This is a genomic window from Escherichia sp. TW14182 (genome assembly GCF_000208525.1).
Lineage (GTDB): Bacteria > Pseudomonadota > Gammaproteobacteria > Enterobacterales > Enterobacteriaceae > Escherichia > Escherichia ruysiae.
In genome coordinates, this window is the sequence record NZ_AEJZ01000041.1 from 1 (window position 1) to 15237 (window position 15237).

A 15237-nucleotide genomic window follows, 5' to 3' on the forward strand; every position below is an offset into this window, starting at 1 on the left:
TGGTTCGAGTCCAGTCAGAGGAGCCAAATTCAAAAAAGCCTGCTTTAAAGCAGGCTTTTTGCTTTTTATACAACAGCTATTTTAAAACATCTGCTTTGAGCCAGAGTTAATTTGTACTGGCATTCCCGATCGACGTTGCAACGCAGCATTCGCGCGATTCACATCAACTTCTTGCCCGTTGATAAACGCCCGCAAAGATGGGGTTACCGGCAATGGCACTTTTCGGTCGGACTCATATTCTGCACGATTGCGCGACAGCGGCTCATGAACTTCCAGCCACTTTGAACCATCCGGCTCCGTTGTGTATTTCACTGGCTGATCAATAAGTTGCACGCGCGTCCCTACCGGGACATTATCAAACAGATATTTGATATCGTCATTGCGCAGACGAATACAACCCTGACTTACCCGTAGGCCAATCCCAAAATTGGCATTAGTACCGTGAATGGCATATAACCTGCCGATATAAATAGCGTACAACCCCATAGGATTATCGGGTCCGGCTGGGACAAATGCAGGCAGACTCTCCCCACGCTTTGCATATTCACGACGAGTGTTAGGGGTTGGCGTCCAGGTTGGTGCTTCTTGTTTACGCTCAACGGCTGTCACCCAATTACGCGGGGTTTCTCGTCCAGCCTGACCAATACCAATAGGAAACACTTCCACAGTATTACTGTCTGGTGGGTAGTAATACAGACGCATCTCGGCGACGTTAACCACAATTCCTTTTCGCACAGTGGCGGGCAGAATCAGTTGCTGCGGAATGGTGAGCTGCGAACCAGACTTCGGCAAGAAAACATCAGCCCCCGGATTCGCTTCCAGCATATTACTCAGCCCTTGTCCGTACTGCGCGGCAAAAGTTTCCAGCGGCTGGGTATTGTGATCGGGAACCGTTACTGTAAGTTGCTGCCCCACTAAACGACTCCCCTCAGAGGGTAATGGATAAGTTACCGCCAGGCTATTATGACTGGCAAAAAGCAGAGCAAATGAACAAAGAATATTTACACGACGCATCATATCCCTTTCCTAAGTCGCGAAAGCCATCCGATAAGTATAGCTTTTATCAGACTTTTCGTTTTTAGCTGTTCAATTCAGAAGTTGTATTCCCCGGTAGAATAATGTTGCTGGCAGCAAGTTCGCCCATGTTGTTGTATATCGCGCAAGCAGCTTCGATGATGGGTATCGCCAGCGCCGCACCACTCCCCTCACCTAAACGCATTTCCATATTGATATACGGCTCCAGCTCCAAATGTGCCAATGCAATACGCGCCCCTTTTTCTGCCGACAAATGGGAAGGAATAAGATACGGTTTGATTGCAGGTGACATCTGGCACGCAGCAAGCGCGGCGGCATAAGAAAGAAAGCCATCCAACAACACGGGTAAACCACAGGAAGCGGCTCCTGAGATCACGCCAGCCATTCCGACCAAATCAAATCCACCAACTTTTGCCAGTACATCAACACCATCCAGCGGATTCGGTTGATTCAACGTAATTGCCCGACGAACAACATCAACTTTGTTTGCCAGTTTATCTGTCGGCAGATTTGCGCCAATACCAACCACTTCTTCGGGATCGCGTCCAGTAATTGTGCTGACTATCGCCGCAGCCGGCGTCGTGTTTGCCATTCCCAGCTCACCCACGCCAAACAACGTGACGCCATTTTTCGCCAGTTCACGCGTATAACGAATGACTTCCAGAAGCAACTCTTCAACCTGACAGCGGCTCATTGCAGGACCTGAAGCTATATTGCCACTACCTCGAGCGACACGCATGTTGATAAGTCCGGGTATTGGCTCCGCAGTATCTATCCCTACATCAATTACATGAACTTTAGCCCCCGCCTGTGCTGCCAGAACACACACGCCGGTTGTTCCGCGTGTCATATTTTCAGCCTGAATGGCTGTCACCGCTTTCGGGGAAATAGCGACACCTTCATCCCAGACGCCGTGATCGGCACACATAACCACTACCGCTTTTTTACCCACATGAGGAACACCATTCAGCCCCGGCATTCCTGCCAGTTGTACGGCAAGCGCCTCCAGCCTTCCCAGACTACCGACGGGTTTGAGTAACCCGTCAATATGCCGTTGTGCGCGCGACATAGCAGCATGATCGATGGCCGGGATCGTATTCAGTAAATCGGCAAGTGTTTGCATGTTGCGTCTCTTTATAGCAGCGCCAGCAGAAAGACCAGCTCACCAAGCTCTATGGCAGCTCCCAGCGTATCGCCGGTTTGCCCGCCCAGAGTACGTTTGAAAAGCTGACCGAGGATGAAAATTGCCACCATCGTCACCACCATAGCAGCCACACCATGCATACCAGGCAGCAATACAGCAGCAAAAATTACGGCTAAGCCTAGGGTGACGCAGGTTTGTCGCCCATCAATTTTGCCAATGAACACATTGCCAAGCCCTTCTTCCCGGGCATAACGATGACGATACATCAATAATGCGGCAGTACCACGGCTGACAGCACATGCTGCAGCCAGCGATGCCAGGATAGGCTCACCACGCAGAGCCAGTTCGCTCAAAATCAAAATCTTTCCCAGCACAACAAAAATCAATGCCAGACCGCCGTGGGTGCCTAAACGGCTATCACGCATGATTTCCAACATACGATCTCGGCTACGTGCAGAAAATACACCATCACAGGTATCTGCCAGACCGTCCAGGTGGAATCCCCCTGTCATCAGCGCCAGAACCAGCACGCTAAATAGTGCCGCCAGTGGTACACCACACCATACCTGCAACACCATGAAGACCAGCCCACTAATCGCACCAAGCAATAACCCAATTAAGGGAAAAGTAATGATACCGCGAGAATAATGTTCGAAATCCAGCCCCTGGGACCAACGACGCGGTACAGGCAGACGCGTAATGAAAGAGAGCATCGCCCAAAATAATTTACTCATTTGATTTTTACTCCAATACCCGAAACCACCAGCCATACTTCATCTGCCGCAGCGGCCAGTTGCTGATTCACTCGCCCGGCAATATCACGAAAATGTCGCGCCAGACGATTCTCCGGCACAATACCCATACCCACTTCATTGGTCACTAATACGACCTTTGCAGGGCAACGTTGACAGGCAGCAATCAACAACTGAATCTCGCCATTTATCGCTTGCTCCATCGCCACATAATCCCATCCTTCAGGATCTTTATCGCCGCCATAATCAAACAACAGATTAGTCACCATTGTCGTAATGCATTCCAGCAACACAGCGTTCTGCGGATTAATGTCTGCATTAATTAACTCATCAAGCTGCTGCCAGCGTTCCACCGTGTGCCAATGCGCCGGACGCCCCTGCCGATGATGCTCAATCCGTGCCGCCATCTCATCATCAAGGATTTGCGAAGTGGCGATATACAGAACCTGTGGAGTATCCCCAATAAGCGCCTCGGCGTGCCGACTCTTCCCGCTCCGTGCACCACCTGTCACCAAAATCATCATACGGACTCCTGGTTCAATTGTATGATGGTATTCATTGACCAGAACCATCGTTGCTGATCGTAATAACATTTCCGCAATTAATACTGCGCGTAATGAAAATAAAAATCCAGCGTTCTCAATCCATTACGAACGAAGGCGGTGTTGTGAAATAGTCCGATTTCCCTGTGTAAACGTCTGGCAGAATGCGTCATTGGCAATATTTTCACTGCGTTGACATATTTCATTCAGATAATGGATTAATGCTACTGCACCACCAGCCGAACCAGCCAGCAAACGGGCATTATGCCGTGTGATTACGATTACCGTCGCGCCATCAGGATGAGAGAAATTCTCTGGTATGGAGACCCTGTTTTCAGCAATCAATAACAGCACTGAATAATCGGTATACGCGTCTGATAACGATTGAACAGCCCCACCTTTAAAAGGCAAGAAACCTTGCTGCCAGTCCTCACCAACAAAACAGGTCATTGGCAACATTTCAGCCAGATATTTCGCCAGATTAATATCGCCAGAGGAGAGGCAAAAAAGGGCTATCGATTCGGGTTTTATCGTTTTCATATCCCCCGTCCTCCGCTTCGTTTCCTGTAATGACGGTCAGGCTGATATACCATGAAAAACGATTGCCGCGCATTGAGAGCAGCCCAGGTGCCTGTCGGCACTACAATGAAGGAACTAAATGATGCCGCCATACCCTGATCCTCTCAGGGTGGTAGGGGTATAAAGACGCGCCAATACTCAACCGGGCGCTTCCGGACAACCCACTTCCCACCGAAGTTGTTGGTATTGACTGACAGGCTGGTCTTCTGGCTTCGCATCATCCTTCCCCGGCCTTCCCAATCTCGCGATCAGTGGTATTTTCGGGGTTGTCAGCATTACAGCAGCGGGGGCTGCGAGGGATTTTCACCCTCTTCCCAGGCACAAATGTGCCGAACCTGTCAGCGTATGTTATGAGCTGATCTCACTTATCCCATAACACGTAAATAACGTTAATTAATATTGCCAGCGTCTATTTAATCATCCCTCATTTTCCACATTAACTTTATGCTGTTTCCGCTGCTACATTTTCACTAATTTGCTGACGATATACCTGCGGAGTCACCTGATACGTCTGGCGAAAAACTTTGCAGAAATAACTGGTTTGTGAGAAGCCTAAATTACGCGCGATACTGGCGATACTCCAGTCACTATGGCACAGCAGCTCACGCGCGCTGGCCATTCGTTGTTGGTTTACCCACGCATTAAAACCAATCCCATGATATTTCTTAAACAACTTACTGAAATAATAAGGGCTTAGATAAACATGCGAGGCAACATCTTCCAGACGCAAATCGTCTGACAAATGTGCATCGATATAGCGCAATGCTTTTTTCATTTTATTATCATGGGGATTAGGCGCACGGGTCTGACGAACTGAACCCGAATGAGGTTTATTCTCTTTAATAACGACAAAATTGAGTTGCTTTTTGAGGCAATTTTCCACAATCAACTTCAATAAATCAGCAGAGGCCATAACTCTCGAGTAATCCATCTCAGGAACTTTGCGAAATTCATTAAGTAGTTCTGGGTCGGCTTGCCAACAATCATCGACATTCAGAATATTGATCAAATCAACATCATCATTACGCAGGCGAACTTGTCCACACAACACAAAGCCGACTAAATGCCCGGCAATCACCAGAGGAATAGAGAAATCAGTTAACCCTGCATGACAGCGGTAAATACAAGGCTGATCTGATTTAGAGGCTTCCAGACCACCACAACGATCGCTCATGCGACAGCGAGTGCTAAGCTGAGGGTGTTGGCGCATCATCTGACAAAATGGAGTGAAGTTAAACAGCTCGGAGATTTCATCACCGTGGATATTGACCACGACAACCGCAAGACTAGTCGCCTGCGCAAAATCCTGTGCGATTTTATTAATGAGTTCTGAATTAAGTGTCGCCGCAGAAATCATGATAAAACCTCCCAGTTAATTTATTGTTATGGCAAAACAATTGTTTTACATTTAATCTTCACATCATCCTTAATGATTTACTGACGAGAAGCAAAACGGACAATAACAAAAGCCTCCATGAAGCGGGAGACTTTTTAATAAGTTCGGAAAGCAGATCACAAACACTAAAAAAATAAACGTTTATAACTGCCAGGCTATTTCACTATTCGCTGTTCTCTTTAGGCGTAACACTATTGACAGGTAAATTTTGTGCAATAAGAAAGCGATAAATCGCCGCGCCAGCACAGGCTCCAATGACCGGAGCAATAATGGGTACAATGAAATAAGGAATATTACGTCCGCCAGTCATCGCAATTTCTCCCCAACCAGCAAGCCAGGTGAAAATTTTTGGTCCAAAATCACGCGCTGGATTCATGGCAAAACCGGTTAATGGTCCGGTAGAAGCACCAATAACAGCAACCAGAATACCAATAAGTAAAGGCGCAAGCGGCCCTTTGGGTACGCCATTGCCGTCATCGGTCAACGCCATAATCACCCCCATTAACATGGACGTTATGACCACTTCAACCAAGGCAGCCTGCCATACATTTATCGCTGCTGCCGGGTAAGTACTGAAGATACTGGCGAGTTGTAAACTTTCTGCACTACCACGAACCATATTGTGAGCAGATTCAAAATCGACAAACAAATTGCTGTATAAAAAATATGCCAGAACTGCGCCACCAAAGGCTCCCGCTAATTGCGCCACACAAAATGGCAGTACTTTACGACCAGGAAAAGTGGCAAACAACCACAGAGCAATAGTAACCGCCGGGTTAAGATGAGCACCGGAAATGCCTGCCGTAAGGTAAACAGCAAGTGAAATACCTAACCCCCAAATAATACAAATTTCCCACAGTCCCAGGCTTGCACCGGCAAGTTTTAGGGCACACAAACAACCAATGCCAAAAAAGAGGAACAGTCCGGTGCCCAAAAACTCGGCAACGCATTGCGCCTTGAGTGAATCATTCATACTGACACCTTTTTCACAGAGTTTTTTCTTTATCAGCCAACAATGCGCTGATTGTTGTGTATATCGAACGCAACTATAAAAATTGCGCGGGAAAAAATATTGCCAACATGCATGTCAGATTCGTGGAAAAATAGTGTTGCTATAGCAAATTATTGTCATTGCTATAGCATTCACTACAGCAATCATCACTATTGGCGTTATATATATCGCCAATCTGATACAATAAAAAATTGCCATACCTGCATAATAAAATTTAAACAAATATCACAGTTAATTTCAGAAAACCAAACTCGACGAAGTATTATTTCAAATTAAAACACCGTCCCCAATGCAATTAATTCACATTAAACCACGTCAAAAACAACCAATAAATGAATAACATATAATCTCTGAAAGCAATTTTATAATATTTGCCCTCTATTAATTTTTCTCATTAGCGATTAAGTCAGCCATTCTTTTTCCTCGCTTTTTTTTATAGTCATATCGTCAAAAAATCCAGGCGAGGTCTTTATGCAACAAGAAGCGTTAGGAATGGTAGAAACCAAAGGATTAACTGCCGCCATAGAGGCCGCAGACGCCATGGTGAAGTCGGCAAATGTATTGCTGGTCGGCTACGAAAAAATTGGTTCCGGGCTGGTGACCGTCATCGTTCGTGGTGATGTCGGGGCGGTTAAAGCGGCAACAGATGCAGGTGCCGTCGCTGCGCGTAATGTCGGCGAAGTGAAAGCCGTACACGTTATCCCCCGCCCACATACCGATGTCGAAAAAATCTTACCAAAGGGAATTAACCCATGAGCAGCAGTGAACTGGTCGAACAGATCATGGCGCAGGTCATCGCACGCGTAGCGACACCGAAGCATGAGGTTCTCCCGGAAACCAATCATCAAACACGAGAGACGGCTATGGCAGAAAAAAGCTGCACGTTAACGGAATTTGTTGGCACCGCTATTGGCGACACTGTAGGTCTGGTCATTGCAAACGTTGATAGCGCCCTATTGGACGCGATGAAACTTGAAAAACGCTATCGCTCCATTGGCATTCTGGGGGCACGTATTGGTGCAGGGCCACACATTATGGCCGCTGATGAAGCCGTAAAAGCCACCAACACCGAAGTTATTAGCATTGAACTTCCTCGCGATACTAAAGGCGGTGCCGGACACGGCTCGTTAATCCTTTTAGGTGGCAACGATGTTTCCGACGTGAAACGCGGTATTGAAGTTGCTCTAAAAGAACTCGACAGAACCTTTGGTGATGTCTATGCCAACGAAGCCGGACATCTGGAACTGCAATATACCGCCCGCGCCAGCTATGCACTGGAAAAAGCGTTTGGCGCACCACTGGGTCGCGCTTGCGGCGTTATTGTCGGCGCTCCTGCCGCTGTGGGTGTTCTGATGGCCGATACCGCCCTGAAGTCCGCCAATGTGGATGTCGTGGCATACAGCTCCCCGGCTCATGGCACCAGCTTTAGCAATGAGGTCATCCTGATTATCTCAGGAGACTCCGGCGCAGTCCGTCAGGCGGTCATCTCCGCACGCGAAATCGGTAAAACCGTACTTTCGACTCTCGGCGATACACCGAAAAACGATCGCCCTTCCTACATCTGAATTCCCTGAGGCAGATTCATGAGATCGAAAAGATTTGAAGCACTGGCAAAACGCCCGGTCAACCAGGACGGTTTCGTTAAAGAGTGGATTGAAGAAGGCTTCATTGCGATGGAAAGCCCGAACGATCCTAAACCGTCAATCAAAATTGTTAACGGCGTCGTCACCGAACTGGATGGGAAACCTGCCAGCCAGTTTGACCTGATCGACCATTTTATCGCCCGCTACGGTATCAATCTCGCGCGCGCCGAAGAAGTCATCGCAATGGATTCGGTTAAACTTGCCAATATGTTGTGCGATCCAAATGTCAGACGTAGCGATATTGTTCCCCTGACCACTGCGATGACGCCCGCCAAAATCGTCGAAGTGGTTTCACAGATGAACGTGGTAGAGATGATGATGGCGATGCAGAAAATGCGCGCTCGTCGAACACCATCGCAACAGGCTCACGTCACCAACATCAAAGACAATCCGGTACAAATTGCTGCCGACGCGGCTGAAGGCGCATGGCGCGGATTTGACGAACAGGAAACCACCGTTGCCGTTGCTCGCTATGCACCGTTCAATGCCATCGCTCTTCTGGTCGGTTCACAGGTAGGACGCCCGGGCGTGTTGACCCAGTGTTCACTGGAGGAAGCCACCGAACTGAAACTCGGTATGTTAGGCCATACCTGCTACGCCGAAACGATTTCTGTCTACGGCACGGAACCTGTTTTCACCGACGGCGACGATACACCGTGGTCAAAAGGATTTCTCGCGTCATCTTATGCTTCTCGCGGCTTAAAAATGCGCTTTACTTCCGGCTCCGGCTCTGAAGTGCAGATGGGCTATGCGGAAGGTAAATCAATGCTTTACCTTGAGGCTCGTTGCATTTACATCACCAAAGCCGCAGGTGTTCAGGGTCTACAGAACGGTTCCGTAAGCTGCATCGGCGTTCCATCGGCAGTGCCGTCAGGCATCCGCGCAGTGCTGGCGGAAAACTTAATTTGTTCATCACTGGATCTGGAATGCGCCTCCAGTAATGACCAGACCTTTACCCACTCAGATATGCGCCGTACCGCACGTTTTCTGATGCAGTTTCTGCCAGGCACCGACTTTATCTCTTCCGGTTTTTCCGCTGTGCCGAACTACGACAACATGTTTGCTGGTTCAAACGAAGATGCCGAAGACTTCGATGATTACAACGTCATTCAACGTGACCTCAAGGTTGATGGTGGCCTGCGACCAGTGCGCGAAGAAGATGTTATCGCTATCCGCAATAAAGCCGCACGCGCTTTACAGGCTGTTTTTGCCGGTATGGGATTACCCCCTATCACCGATGAAGAGGTCGAAGCGGCAACCTATGCCCACGGTTCGAAAGATATGCCAGAGCGCAACATCGTGGAAGACATCAAGTTCGCCCAGGAAATTATCAATAAAAACCGTAACAGCCTGGAAGTGGTGAAAGCCCTGGCGCAAGCCGGTTTTACCGATGTCGCCCAGGACATGCTCAACATGCAAAAAGCAAAACTGACCGGCGACTATCTCCATACCTCCGCCATTATCGTCGATGACGGACAAGTGCGCTCTGCGGTCAATGACGTCAATGATTACGCCGGACCGGCTACAGGTTATCGCCTGCAAGGGGAACGCTGGGAAGAGATCAAAAATATTCCCGGTGCACTTGATCCCAACGATATTGACTAAGGGTGAGAAATGGAAATTAACGAAAAATTACTACGTCAGATAATCGAAGACGTGCTGGCAGAAATGCAAACCAGCGATAAGTCCGTTTCATTTCGCGCACCGGTCTCTTCCGCACCGGATAGCGAAAGTGTTCTGACCGAAATTGGCGAAGCCCAACAAGGCACTCAGCAAGATGAAGTTATTATCGCTGTAGGCCCGGCGTTTGGCCTGGCGCAAACCGTCAATATCATCGGTATTCCGCATAAAAACATATTGCGCGAAGTGATTGCCGGTATCGAAGAAGAAGGTGTTAAAGCCCGTGTGATTCGCTGCTTTAAATCGTCTGATGTTGCCTTCGTGGCGGTTGAAGGCGATCGTCTCAGCGGTTCCGGCATTGCTATTGGTATTCAGTCAAAAGGCACCACAGTTATCCACCAGCAGGGGCTTCCCCCTTTGTCTAACCTGGAACTTTTCCCGCAAGCACCTTTGCTGACGCTGGAAACTTATCGCCAGATTGGCAAAAACGCCGCGCGTTATGCGAAGCGCGAGTCTCCACAACCTGTTCCGACCCTCAACGATCAAATGGCGCGGCCGAAATACCAGGCCAAGTCCGCCATCTTACATATCAAAGAGACTAAGTACGTGGTCACTGGCAAAAAACCGCAAGAACTGCGCGTGACGTTTTAACAAAGGAAACCTTCATGAATACCGATGCAATTGAGTCGATGGTCAGGGACGTGTTGAACCGAATGAACAGTCTCCAGGATACAGCTCCTGTCTCTGCGCCATCCCACTCATCAACACTGAACGCAAAAGTGAGTGATTACCCGCTGGCAAATAAACATCCAGAATGGGTCAAAACGGCGACGAATAAAACGCTCGACGATTTCACTCTGGAAAATGTACTCAGCGATAAAGTCACCGCCCAGGACATGCGCATAACCCCGGAAACGTTGCGCATTCAGGCCGCGATTGCCAGAGATGCTGGACGCGATCGCCTGGCGATGAATTTTGAACGCGCCGCTGAGCTTACCTCAGTGCCGGATGATCGCATCCTCGAAATCTACAATGCGTTACGCCCTTATCGTTCGACTAAGCAAGAACTCATTGCCATTGCCGACGATCTTGAGCGTTGTTATCAGGCCAGAATTTGTGCCGCTTTTGTCCGTGAAGCTGCGGAACTCTATGTCGAGCGTAAAAAACTGAAAGGCGACGATTAAGGGCGAACTATGCGATATATAGCAGGCATTGATATCGGCAACTCATCCACAGAGGTTGCGCTGGCAACGCTCAGTACGTCTGGCGAATTGTCGTTCGTGAGCAGCGCCCTGGCAGAAACCACCGGAATCAAAGGTACGTTGCGTAACGTACATGGCATTCAGGAGGCGCTCGCGCAGGCAACGAAAAAAGCCGGCATCAATGTCAGTGATATTTCGCTTATTCGTATCAACGAAGCAACCCCGGTTATTGGCGATGTGGCGATGGAAACCATTACGGAAACCATTATTACTGAATCAACCATGATCGGTCACAACCCGAAAACTCCAGGCGGAGTGGGGCTGGGTGTAGGACTCACCATCACTCCGCAAGAGTTGTTAACACGCCCGGCGGACACACCGTACATTCTGGTCGTGTCATCGGCTTTTGATTTTGCCGATATCGCAACCATGATAAATGCCTCCGTGCGTGCCGGATATCAGCTAACGGGCGTCATTCTGCAACGCGACGATGGCGTACTGGTCAGTAATCGCCTGGAAATCCCTTTACCCATTGTTGATGAAGTCCTCTACATCGATCGTATTCCGCTCGGCATGTTAGCAGCTATTGAAGTCGCTGTTCCCGGGAAAGTTATCGAAACCCTTTCTAACCCATATGGGATTGCCACCGTTTTCGCCCTCAATGCTGAAGAGACTAAAAATATCGTTCCTGTCGCACGGGCGCTAATCGGCAACCGTTCAGCTGTGGTCGTGAAAACGCCTTCTGGTGACGTTAAAGCCCGTTCGATACCCGCCGGAAATATCGAGTTTCTTTCTGCCGGGCGCACAACTCGGGTTGATGTTGCCGCTGGTGCCGATGCAATAATGAAAGCAGTCGGTGAATGCCCAAAACTGGAAAATGTGACGGGCGAACCGGGCACCAACATCGGCGGGATGCTGGAAAATGTTCGCCAGACCATGGCGGAGCTGACCAATAAACCCAGCAACGAAATTTTTATTCAGGATTTATTGGCGATAGATACCTCAGTTCCCGTCAGCGTTACCGGTGGTCTGGCAGGCGAATTTTCACTGGAACAGGCTGTTGGTATAGCGTCAATGGTGAAATCCGACCGTCTGCAAATGGCGATGATCGCCAGTGAAATTAAGCAAAAACTGCATGTTGATGTTCAGGTCGGAGGCGCAGAAGCAGAGGCAGCCATTCAGGGAGCGTTAACTACCCCAGGAACTACACGTCCCCTGGCAATTCTGGACTTAGGCGCAGGTTCTACCGATGCCTCCATCATCAATCAAAAAGGGGAAATGATTGCCACTCACCTTGCGGGAGCGGGCGACATGGTGACGATGATTATTGCCAGAGAACTGGGCTTAAATGATCGCTATCTGGCAGAAGAGATCAAAAAACACCCACTGGCAAAAGTAGAAAGCCTGTTCCACTTACGCCATGAAGACGGCAGCGTTCAGTTCTTCCCTACCCCACTATCCCCTCAGGTATTTGCCCGCGTTTGTGTGGTGAAACCCGACGAACTGGTGCCCATTCCCGGTGATATAACGCTGGAAAAAGTGCGAACCATTCGTCGCAGTGCAAAAGAGCGGGTCTTCGTAACGAACGCCCTGCGCGCACTACGTCAGGTGAGTCCTGGTGGAAATATTCGCAACATTCCGTTCGTCGTTCTGGTGGGCGGCTCTTCACTGGATTTCGAAGTCCCGCAGTTAGTCACCGATGCGTTGGCACATTATCGACTGGTCGCAGGGCGCGGGAATATCCGTGGTAGAGAAGGCCCGCGCAATGCGGTGGCTACCGGGCTACTCATCTCCTGGCACAAGGCGTCGGTTCATGGAAAGTAAAGAGCGAGCACCAACCATTGTCGTCACTGAAATCGGTGACTGTATCAATAAATGGAATGAGGTTCTTCTTGGCATTGAAGAGGAAGGTATTCCCTTTCGCATTCAACACATTCCATCAGGTGACATCATCGATAGCGCCTGGCAGGCTGCTCGTCAGTCTCCCCTGTTGGTTGGCATAGCCTGTGACCAGGAAAAACTGATTGTGCATTACAAAAACTTACCGGCATCAGCGCCACTGTTTACGCTGATGCATCAACAAGATAACTATGCCCGGCGCAGCACCGGCAATAACGCAGCCCGGCTGGTCAAAGGGATTCCCTTCAAGGAATACCACTCATAATCCACAGGAGAAACACCGTATGAATAACGCACTGGGACTGGTTGAAACAAAAGGGTTAGTCGGCGCGATTGAAGCCGCAGACACCATGGTTAAATCCGCCAACGTACAACTGGTCGGCTATGAAAAGATTGGTTCAGGTCTGATCACAGTGATGGTGCGCGGCGATGTTGGCGCAGTAAAAGCCGCCGTTGACGCGGGGAGCGCCGCCGCAAGCGCCGTTGGCGAAGTGAAATCCTGCCATGTCATCCCACGGCCGCACAGCGATGTTGAGGCCATTTTACCAAAATCTGCATAACCCAATTCGCTAAGGAGCACAGCGTGAAGCAATCACTGGGATTACTTGAAGTCAGTGGTCTGGCACTCGCCATCAGTTGCGCGGATGTTATGGCAAAAGCCGCGTCCATCACGCTGGTTGGTCTTGAGAAGACCAATGGCTCAGGCTGGACGCTCATTAAAATCACCGGTGACGTCGCCTCGGTTAATGCAGCGATCGAGACGGGTGCCAGCTTCGCCGGGCAGCGAAATGCCCTTGTCGCGCACAAAGCAATTGCCCGTCCGGGAGAGGGAATACTGTCCCGCACAACAGAAGCATTGAATGTAAGGGTTGAAGCTAGCGAAACACCAGCAGCCACAGTCACCCCGGAGAGTATCAGTTGTAATTTGTGTCTTGACCCGGCGTGTCAACGGCAAAAAGGTGAGCCACGTTCACTTTGCCTCCACTCCGATAAGCGAGAGGAGTAACAATGGACAAACAAACCTTGCAAGAAACAGTGAGCCAGGTTCTGGATGAGATGCGCGAGCGCCCTATCCCTCTGGGCGTCTCCAGTCGTCATATTCACCTTTCGACTGCGGATTATGTGCGCCTTTTTCCTGAACAACCGATCAGCGAGAAAAAACCGTTATTGCAACCAGGTCAATTCGCTGCTGAACAAGTTGTTACGCTGGTGGGACCAAAAGGCAAATTGCACAACGTTCGCTTGTTGGGACCGCTACGCAACGCAAGCCAGGTGGAAATTTCCCGGACAGATGCCAGAACGTTGGGGATCACCGCTCCGCTACGCATGTCAGGCGATCTCAGCGGCACACCGGGGATTCGGCTGATAAGTCCGTTTGCCGAACTGGAAATCGCTTCTGGCGTAATTGTCGCGCAACGGCATATCCATATGTCTCCGCTTGATGCCCTGATTTATGGCGTTACGCATGGCGATAAAGTGGCGGTCGCCATTGAAGGTGATGAGCGACGACTGATATTCGATAACGTGGCTGTTCGCGTCTCACCGGATATGCGTCTTGAAATGCATATTGATACCGACGAAGCCAACGCTGCAGGCGCTGATAATCCTGACGTTTTTGCCATGCTGGTGGCGATGCCATGAATCATGTGCTGATGCAACGCATTGTTGACGAAGTGATTTTTCGCCTGAAACAACGTGCGGAAAAAACACTCACGCTGACCGTTTCGCAACTGCGAGAAGCCAGCGTTCACAAGATAGTTCATCAGTATGCATCGTTACAAATTCGATACGTCGATCTGCCGTTGTTGCGACAGCTTGCAGAGAACGATACGTCAGGCGGAGCAGTAACCCACCTTCACGAGGCGTTAGCATGGGGAATGCACCTTCAATTATCGTTGCAGCGTCATTTACTGAACGCCATTGAATTGAAGACTCTCGCCCGTCTACCGCTAAGCTGGTGCGACGAACAAGGACAACCAATCCACCTTCATCGTGGTCGACTTTTAAGTTATGCCGACGTAGCACCGTTATGCGCGGGGATACTGGTACTACAGCGGAAATGTTGTGTGACCGCACTTGCGCGTGAAGCGGCAATTACCCGAAACATTCAGTTAATCAGGCAGGAGTAACCCATGCATCTGGCTCGAGTCACCGGCGCGGTGGTATCCACGCAAAAATCACCTTCTCTGATCGGGAAAAAACTGCTGTTGGTTCGCCGGGTCAGTGCCGACGGCGAATTGCCTCTTACACCGTTAACCGGCGACGAAGTTGCCGTTGATTCAGTCGGCGCAGGCGTTGGTGAACTGGTACTCCTCAGCAGCGGCTCCAGCGCCAGACATGTTTTTTCCGGCCCCAACGAAGCCATTGATCTGGCAGTGGTCGGCATTGTCGATACGCTTTCACGCTAAGGACT

19 protein-coding genes and 1 riboswitch are annotated in these 15237 nt (G+C 49.7%); of the genes, 12 read left to right on the top strand and 7 right to left on the bottom strand.

Annotation, left to right across the window (positions count from 1 at the left end):
• Positions 1-81 precede the first annotated feature (81 nt).
• The 7 genes from ldtA to pduF form a co-directional block, all read right to left on the bottom strand.
• Positions 82-1017 carry a L,D-transpeptidase gene (ldtA, locus tag EQY_RS0104110; protein ID WP_000986317.1) on the bottom strand — a complete coding sequence of 312 codons (936 nt, stop codon included), beginning with the start codon at positions 1015-1017 and terminating at the stop codon, positions 82-84.
• A gap of 61 nt (positions 1018-1078) precedes the next feature.
• Positions 1079-2158 (bottom strand): nicotinate-nucleotide--dimethylbenzimidazole phosphoribosyltransferase, encoded by a 1080-nt coding sequence (gene cobT / locus EQY_RS0104115; RefSeq protein WP_001193769.1) that lies wholly within the window; start codon positions 2156-2158, stop codon positions 1079-1081.
• Between the two features lie 11 nt (positions 2159-2169).
• Entirely contained in the window at positions 2170-2913 is a 744-nt protein-coding gene (gene cobS, locus EQY_RS0104120; protein WP_024212393.1) for an adenosylcobinamide-GDP ribazoletransferase, read from the bottom strand.
• Complete coding sequence (gene cobU / locus EQY_RS0104125; protein WP_000973181.1) at positions 2910-3455, bottom strand: bifunctional adenosylcobinamide kinase/adenosylcobinamide-phosphate guanylyltransferase; 546 nt, start codon at positions 3453-3455, stop codon at positions 2910-2912. The genes cobS and cobU overlap by 4 nt, the downstream gene beginning before the upstream one ends.
• Before the next feature lie 123 nt (positions 3456-3578).
• Complete coding sequence (locus EQY_RS0104130; protein WP_000849060.1) at positions 3579-4013, bottom strand: hypothetical protein; 435 nt, start codon at positions 4011-4013, stop codon at positions 3579-3581.
• A 218-nt stretch (positions 4014-4231) separates the two neighbouring features.
• A riboswitch (cobalamin riboswitch) is annotated at positions 4232-4406 on the bottom strand.
• An 88-nt stretch (positions 4407-4494) separates the two neighbouring features.
• Positions 4495-5409, bottom strand: coding sequence for a transcriptional regulator PocR (pocR, locus tag EQY_RS0104135; RefSeq protein WP_000622042.1), 915 nt, complete (start codon positions 5407-5409; stop codon positions 4495-4497).
• Positions 5410-5611: 202 nt separating this feature from the next.
• On the bottom strand, positions 5612-6421 hold the full coding sequence (gene pduF, locus EQY_RS0104140; protein ID WP_001000039.1) for a propanediol diffusion facilitator PduF: 810 nt from the start codon (positions 6419-6421) through the stop codon (positions 5612-5614).
• A gap of 510 nt (positions 6422-6931) precedes the next feature.
• On the opposite strand from pduF, the gene pduA reads away from it, so the two are divergent.
• Genes pduA through pduN form a run of 12 tightly spaced genes read left to right on the top strand, consistent with a single transcriptional unit; the run spans position 6932 to position 15232 of the window.
• Entirely contained in the window at positions 6932-7216 is a 285-nt protein-coding gene (pduA, locus tag EQY_RS0104145; protein ID WP_001183616.1) for a propanediol utilization microcompartment protein PduA, read from the top strand.
• Positions 7213-8025 (top strand): propanediol utilization microcompartment protein PduB, encoded by an 813-nt coding sequence (gene pduB, locus EQY_RS0104150; RefSeq protein WP_000098932.1) that lies wholly within the window; start codon positions 7213-7215, stop codon positions 8023-8025. Before pduA ends, pduB begins: the two co-directional genes overlap by 4 nt.
• 18 nt (positions 8026-8043) lie before the next feature.
• Complete coding sequence (pduC, locus tag EQY_RS0104155; protein ID WP_001256919.1) at positions 8044-9708, top strand: propanediol dehydratase large subunit PduC; 1665 nt, start codon at positions 8044-8046, stop codon at positions 9706-9708.
• 9 nt (positions 9709-9717) lie between these two features.
• Entirely contained in the window at positions 9718-10374 is a 657-nt protein-coding gene (locus EQY_RS0104160; protein WP_000405045.1) for a propanediol/glycerol family dehydratase medium subunit, read from the top strand.
• 14 nt (positions 10375-10388) lie between these two features.
• Entirely contained in the window at positions 10389-10907 is a 519-nt protein-coding gene (gene pduE / locus EQY_RS0104165; RefSeq protein WP_001090588.1) for a propanediol dehydratase small subunit PduE, read from the top strand.
• A gap of 9 nt (positions 10908-10916) precedes the next feature.
• Positions 10917-12749, top strand: a complete 1833-nt coding sequence (locus EQY_RS0104170; RefSeq protein ID WP_001268924.1) for a diol dehydratase reactivase subunit alpha — start codon at positions 10917-10919, stop codon at positions 12747-12749.
• Positions 12739-13089, top strand: coding sequence for a glycerol dehydratase reactivase beta/small subunit family protein (locus tag EQY_RS0104175; protein WP_000444017.1), 351 nt, complete (start codon positions 12739-12741; stop codon positions 13087-13089). Before EQY_RS0104170 ends, EQY_RS0104175 begins: the two co-directional genes overlap by 11 nt.
• A 19-nt stretch (positions 13090-13108) precedes the next feature.
• Complete coding sequence (gene pduJ / locus EQY_RS0104180; protein ID WP_001057757.1) at positions 13109-13384, top strand: propanediol utilization microcompartment protein PduJ; 276 nt, start codon at positions 13109-13111, stop codon at positions 13382-13384.
• A 23-nt stretch (positions 13385-13407) separates the two neighbouring features.
• Complete coding sequence (locus EQY_RS0104185) at positions 13408-13830, top strand: BMC domain-containing protein (protein ID WP_000814172.1); 423 nt, start codon at positions 13408-13410, stop codon at positions 13828-13830.
• A gap of 2 nt (positions 13831-13832) precedes the next feature.
• Positions 13833-14465: a phosphate propanoyltransferase gene (locus tag EQY_RS0104190; protein ID WP_000361050.1), complete on the top strand. Its 633-nt coding sequence runs from the start codon at positions 13833-13835 to the stop codon at positions 14463-14465.
• A complete protein-coding gene (gene pduM / locus EQY_RS0104195) occupies positions 14462-14953 on the top strand; it encodes a microcompartment protein PduM (RefSeq protein WP_001017044.1) in 492 nt (163 codons plus the stop codon). Before EQY_RS0104190 ends, pduM begins: the two co-directional genes overlap by 4 nt.
• 3 nt (positions 14954-14956) lie before the next feature.
• The gene (gene pduN / locus EQY_RS0104200; RefSeq protein ID WP_000549827.1) at positions 14957-15232 is read left to right on the top strand and encodes a propanediol utilization microcompartment protein PduN; all 276 of its coding nucleotides are present in this window, start codon (positions 14957-14959) and stop codon (positions 15230-15232) included.
• The last annotated feature ends 5 nt before the right edge of the window (positions 15233-15237 follow it).

What these genes read in the sequence shown, in the direction of transcription:
- ldtA (WP_000986317.1), bottom strand. Translation starts at nt 1,017, where the DNA reads ATGATGCGTCGTGTAAATATTCTTTGTTCATTTGCTCTGCTTTTTGCC.
- cobT (WP_001193769.1), bottom strand. Translation starts at nt 2,158, where the DNA reads ATGCAAACACTTGCCGATTTACTGAATACGATCCCGGCCATCGATCAT.
- cobS (WP_024212393.1), bottom strand. Translation starts at nt 2,913, where the DNA reads ATGAGTAAATTATTTTGGGCGATGCTCTCTTTCATTACGCGTCTGCCT.
- cobU (WP_000973181.1), bottom strand. Translation starts at nt 3,455, where the DNA reads ATGATGATTTTGGTGACAGGTGGTGCACGGAGCGGGAAGAGTCGGCAC.
- EQY_RS0104130 (WP_000849060.1), bottom strand. Translation starts at nt 4,013, where the DNA reads ATGAAAACGATAAAACCCGAATCGATAGCCCTTTTTTGCCTCTCCTCT.
- pocR (WP_000622042.1), bottom strand. Translation starts at nt 5,409, where the DNA reads ATGATTTCTGCGGCGACACTTAATTCAGAACTCATTAATAAAATCGCA.
- pduF (WP_001000039.1), bottom strand. Translation starts at nt 6,421, where the DNA reads ATGAATGATTCACTCAAGGCGCAATGCGTTGCCGAGTTTTTGGGCACC.
- pduA (WP_001183616.1), top strand. Translation starts at nt 6,932, where the DNA reads ATGCAACAAGAAGCGTTAGGAATGGTAGAAACCAAAGGATTAACTGCC.
- pduB (WP_000098932.1), top strand. Translation starts at nt 7,213, where the DNA reads ATGAGCAGCAGTGAACTGGTCGAACAGATCATGGCGCAGGTCATCGCA.
- pduC (WP_001256919.1), top strand. Translation starts at nt 8,044, where the DNA reads ATGAGATCGAAAAGATTTGAAGCACTGGCAAAACGCCCGGTCAACCAG.
- EQY_RS0104160 (WP_000405045.1), top strand. Translation starts at nt 9,718, where the DNA reads ATGGAAATTAACGAAAAATTACTACGTCAGATAATCGAAGACGTGCTG.
- pduE (WP_001090588.1), top strand. Translation starts at nt 10,389, where the DNA reads ATGAATACCGATGCAATTGAGTCGATGGTCAGGGACGTGTTGAACCGA.
- EQY_RS0104170 (WP_001268924.1), top strand. Translation starts at nt 10,917, where the DNA reads ATGCGATATATAGCAGGCATTGATATCGGCAACTCATCCACAGAGGTT.
- EQY_RS0104175 (WP_000444017.1), top strand. Translation starts at nt 12,739, where the DNA reads ATGGAAAGTAAAGAGCGAGCACCAACCATTGTCGTCACTGAAATCGGT.
- pduJ (WP_001057757.1), top strand. Translation starts at nt 13,109, where the DNA reads ATGAATAACGCACTGGGACTGGTTGAAACAAAAGGGTTAGTCGGCGCG.
- EQY_RS0104190 (WP_000361050.1), top strand. Translation starts at nt 13,833, where the DNA reads ATGGACAAACAAACCTTGCAAGAAACAGTGAGCCAGGTTCTGGATGAG.
- pduM (WP_001017044.1), top strand. Translation starts at nt 14,462, where the DNA reads ATGAATCATGTGCTGATGCAACGCATTGTTGACGAAGTGATTTTTCGC.
- pduN (WP_000549827.1), top strand. Translation starts at nt 14,957, where the DNA reads ATGCATCTGGCTCGAGTCACCGGCGCGGTGGTATCCACGCAAAAATCA.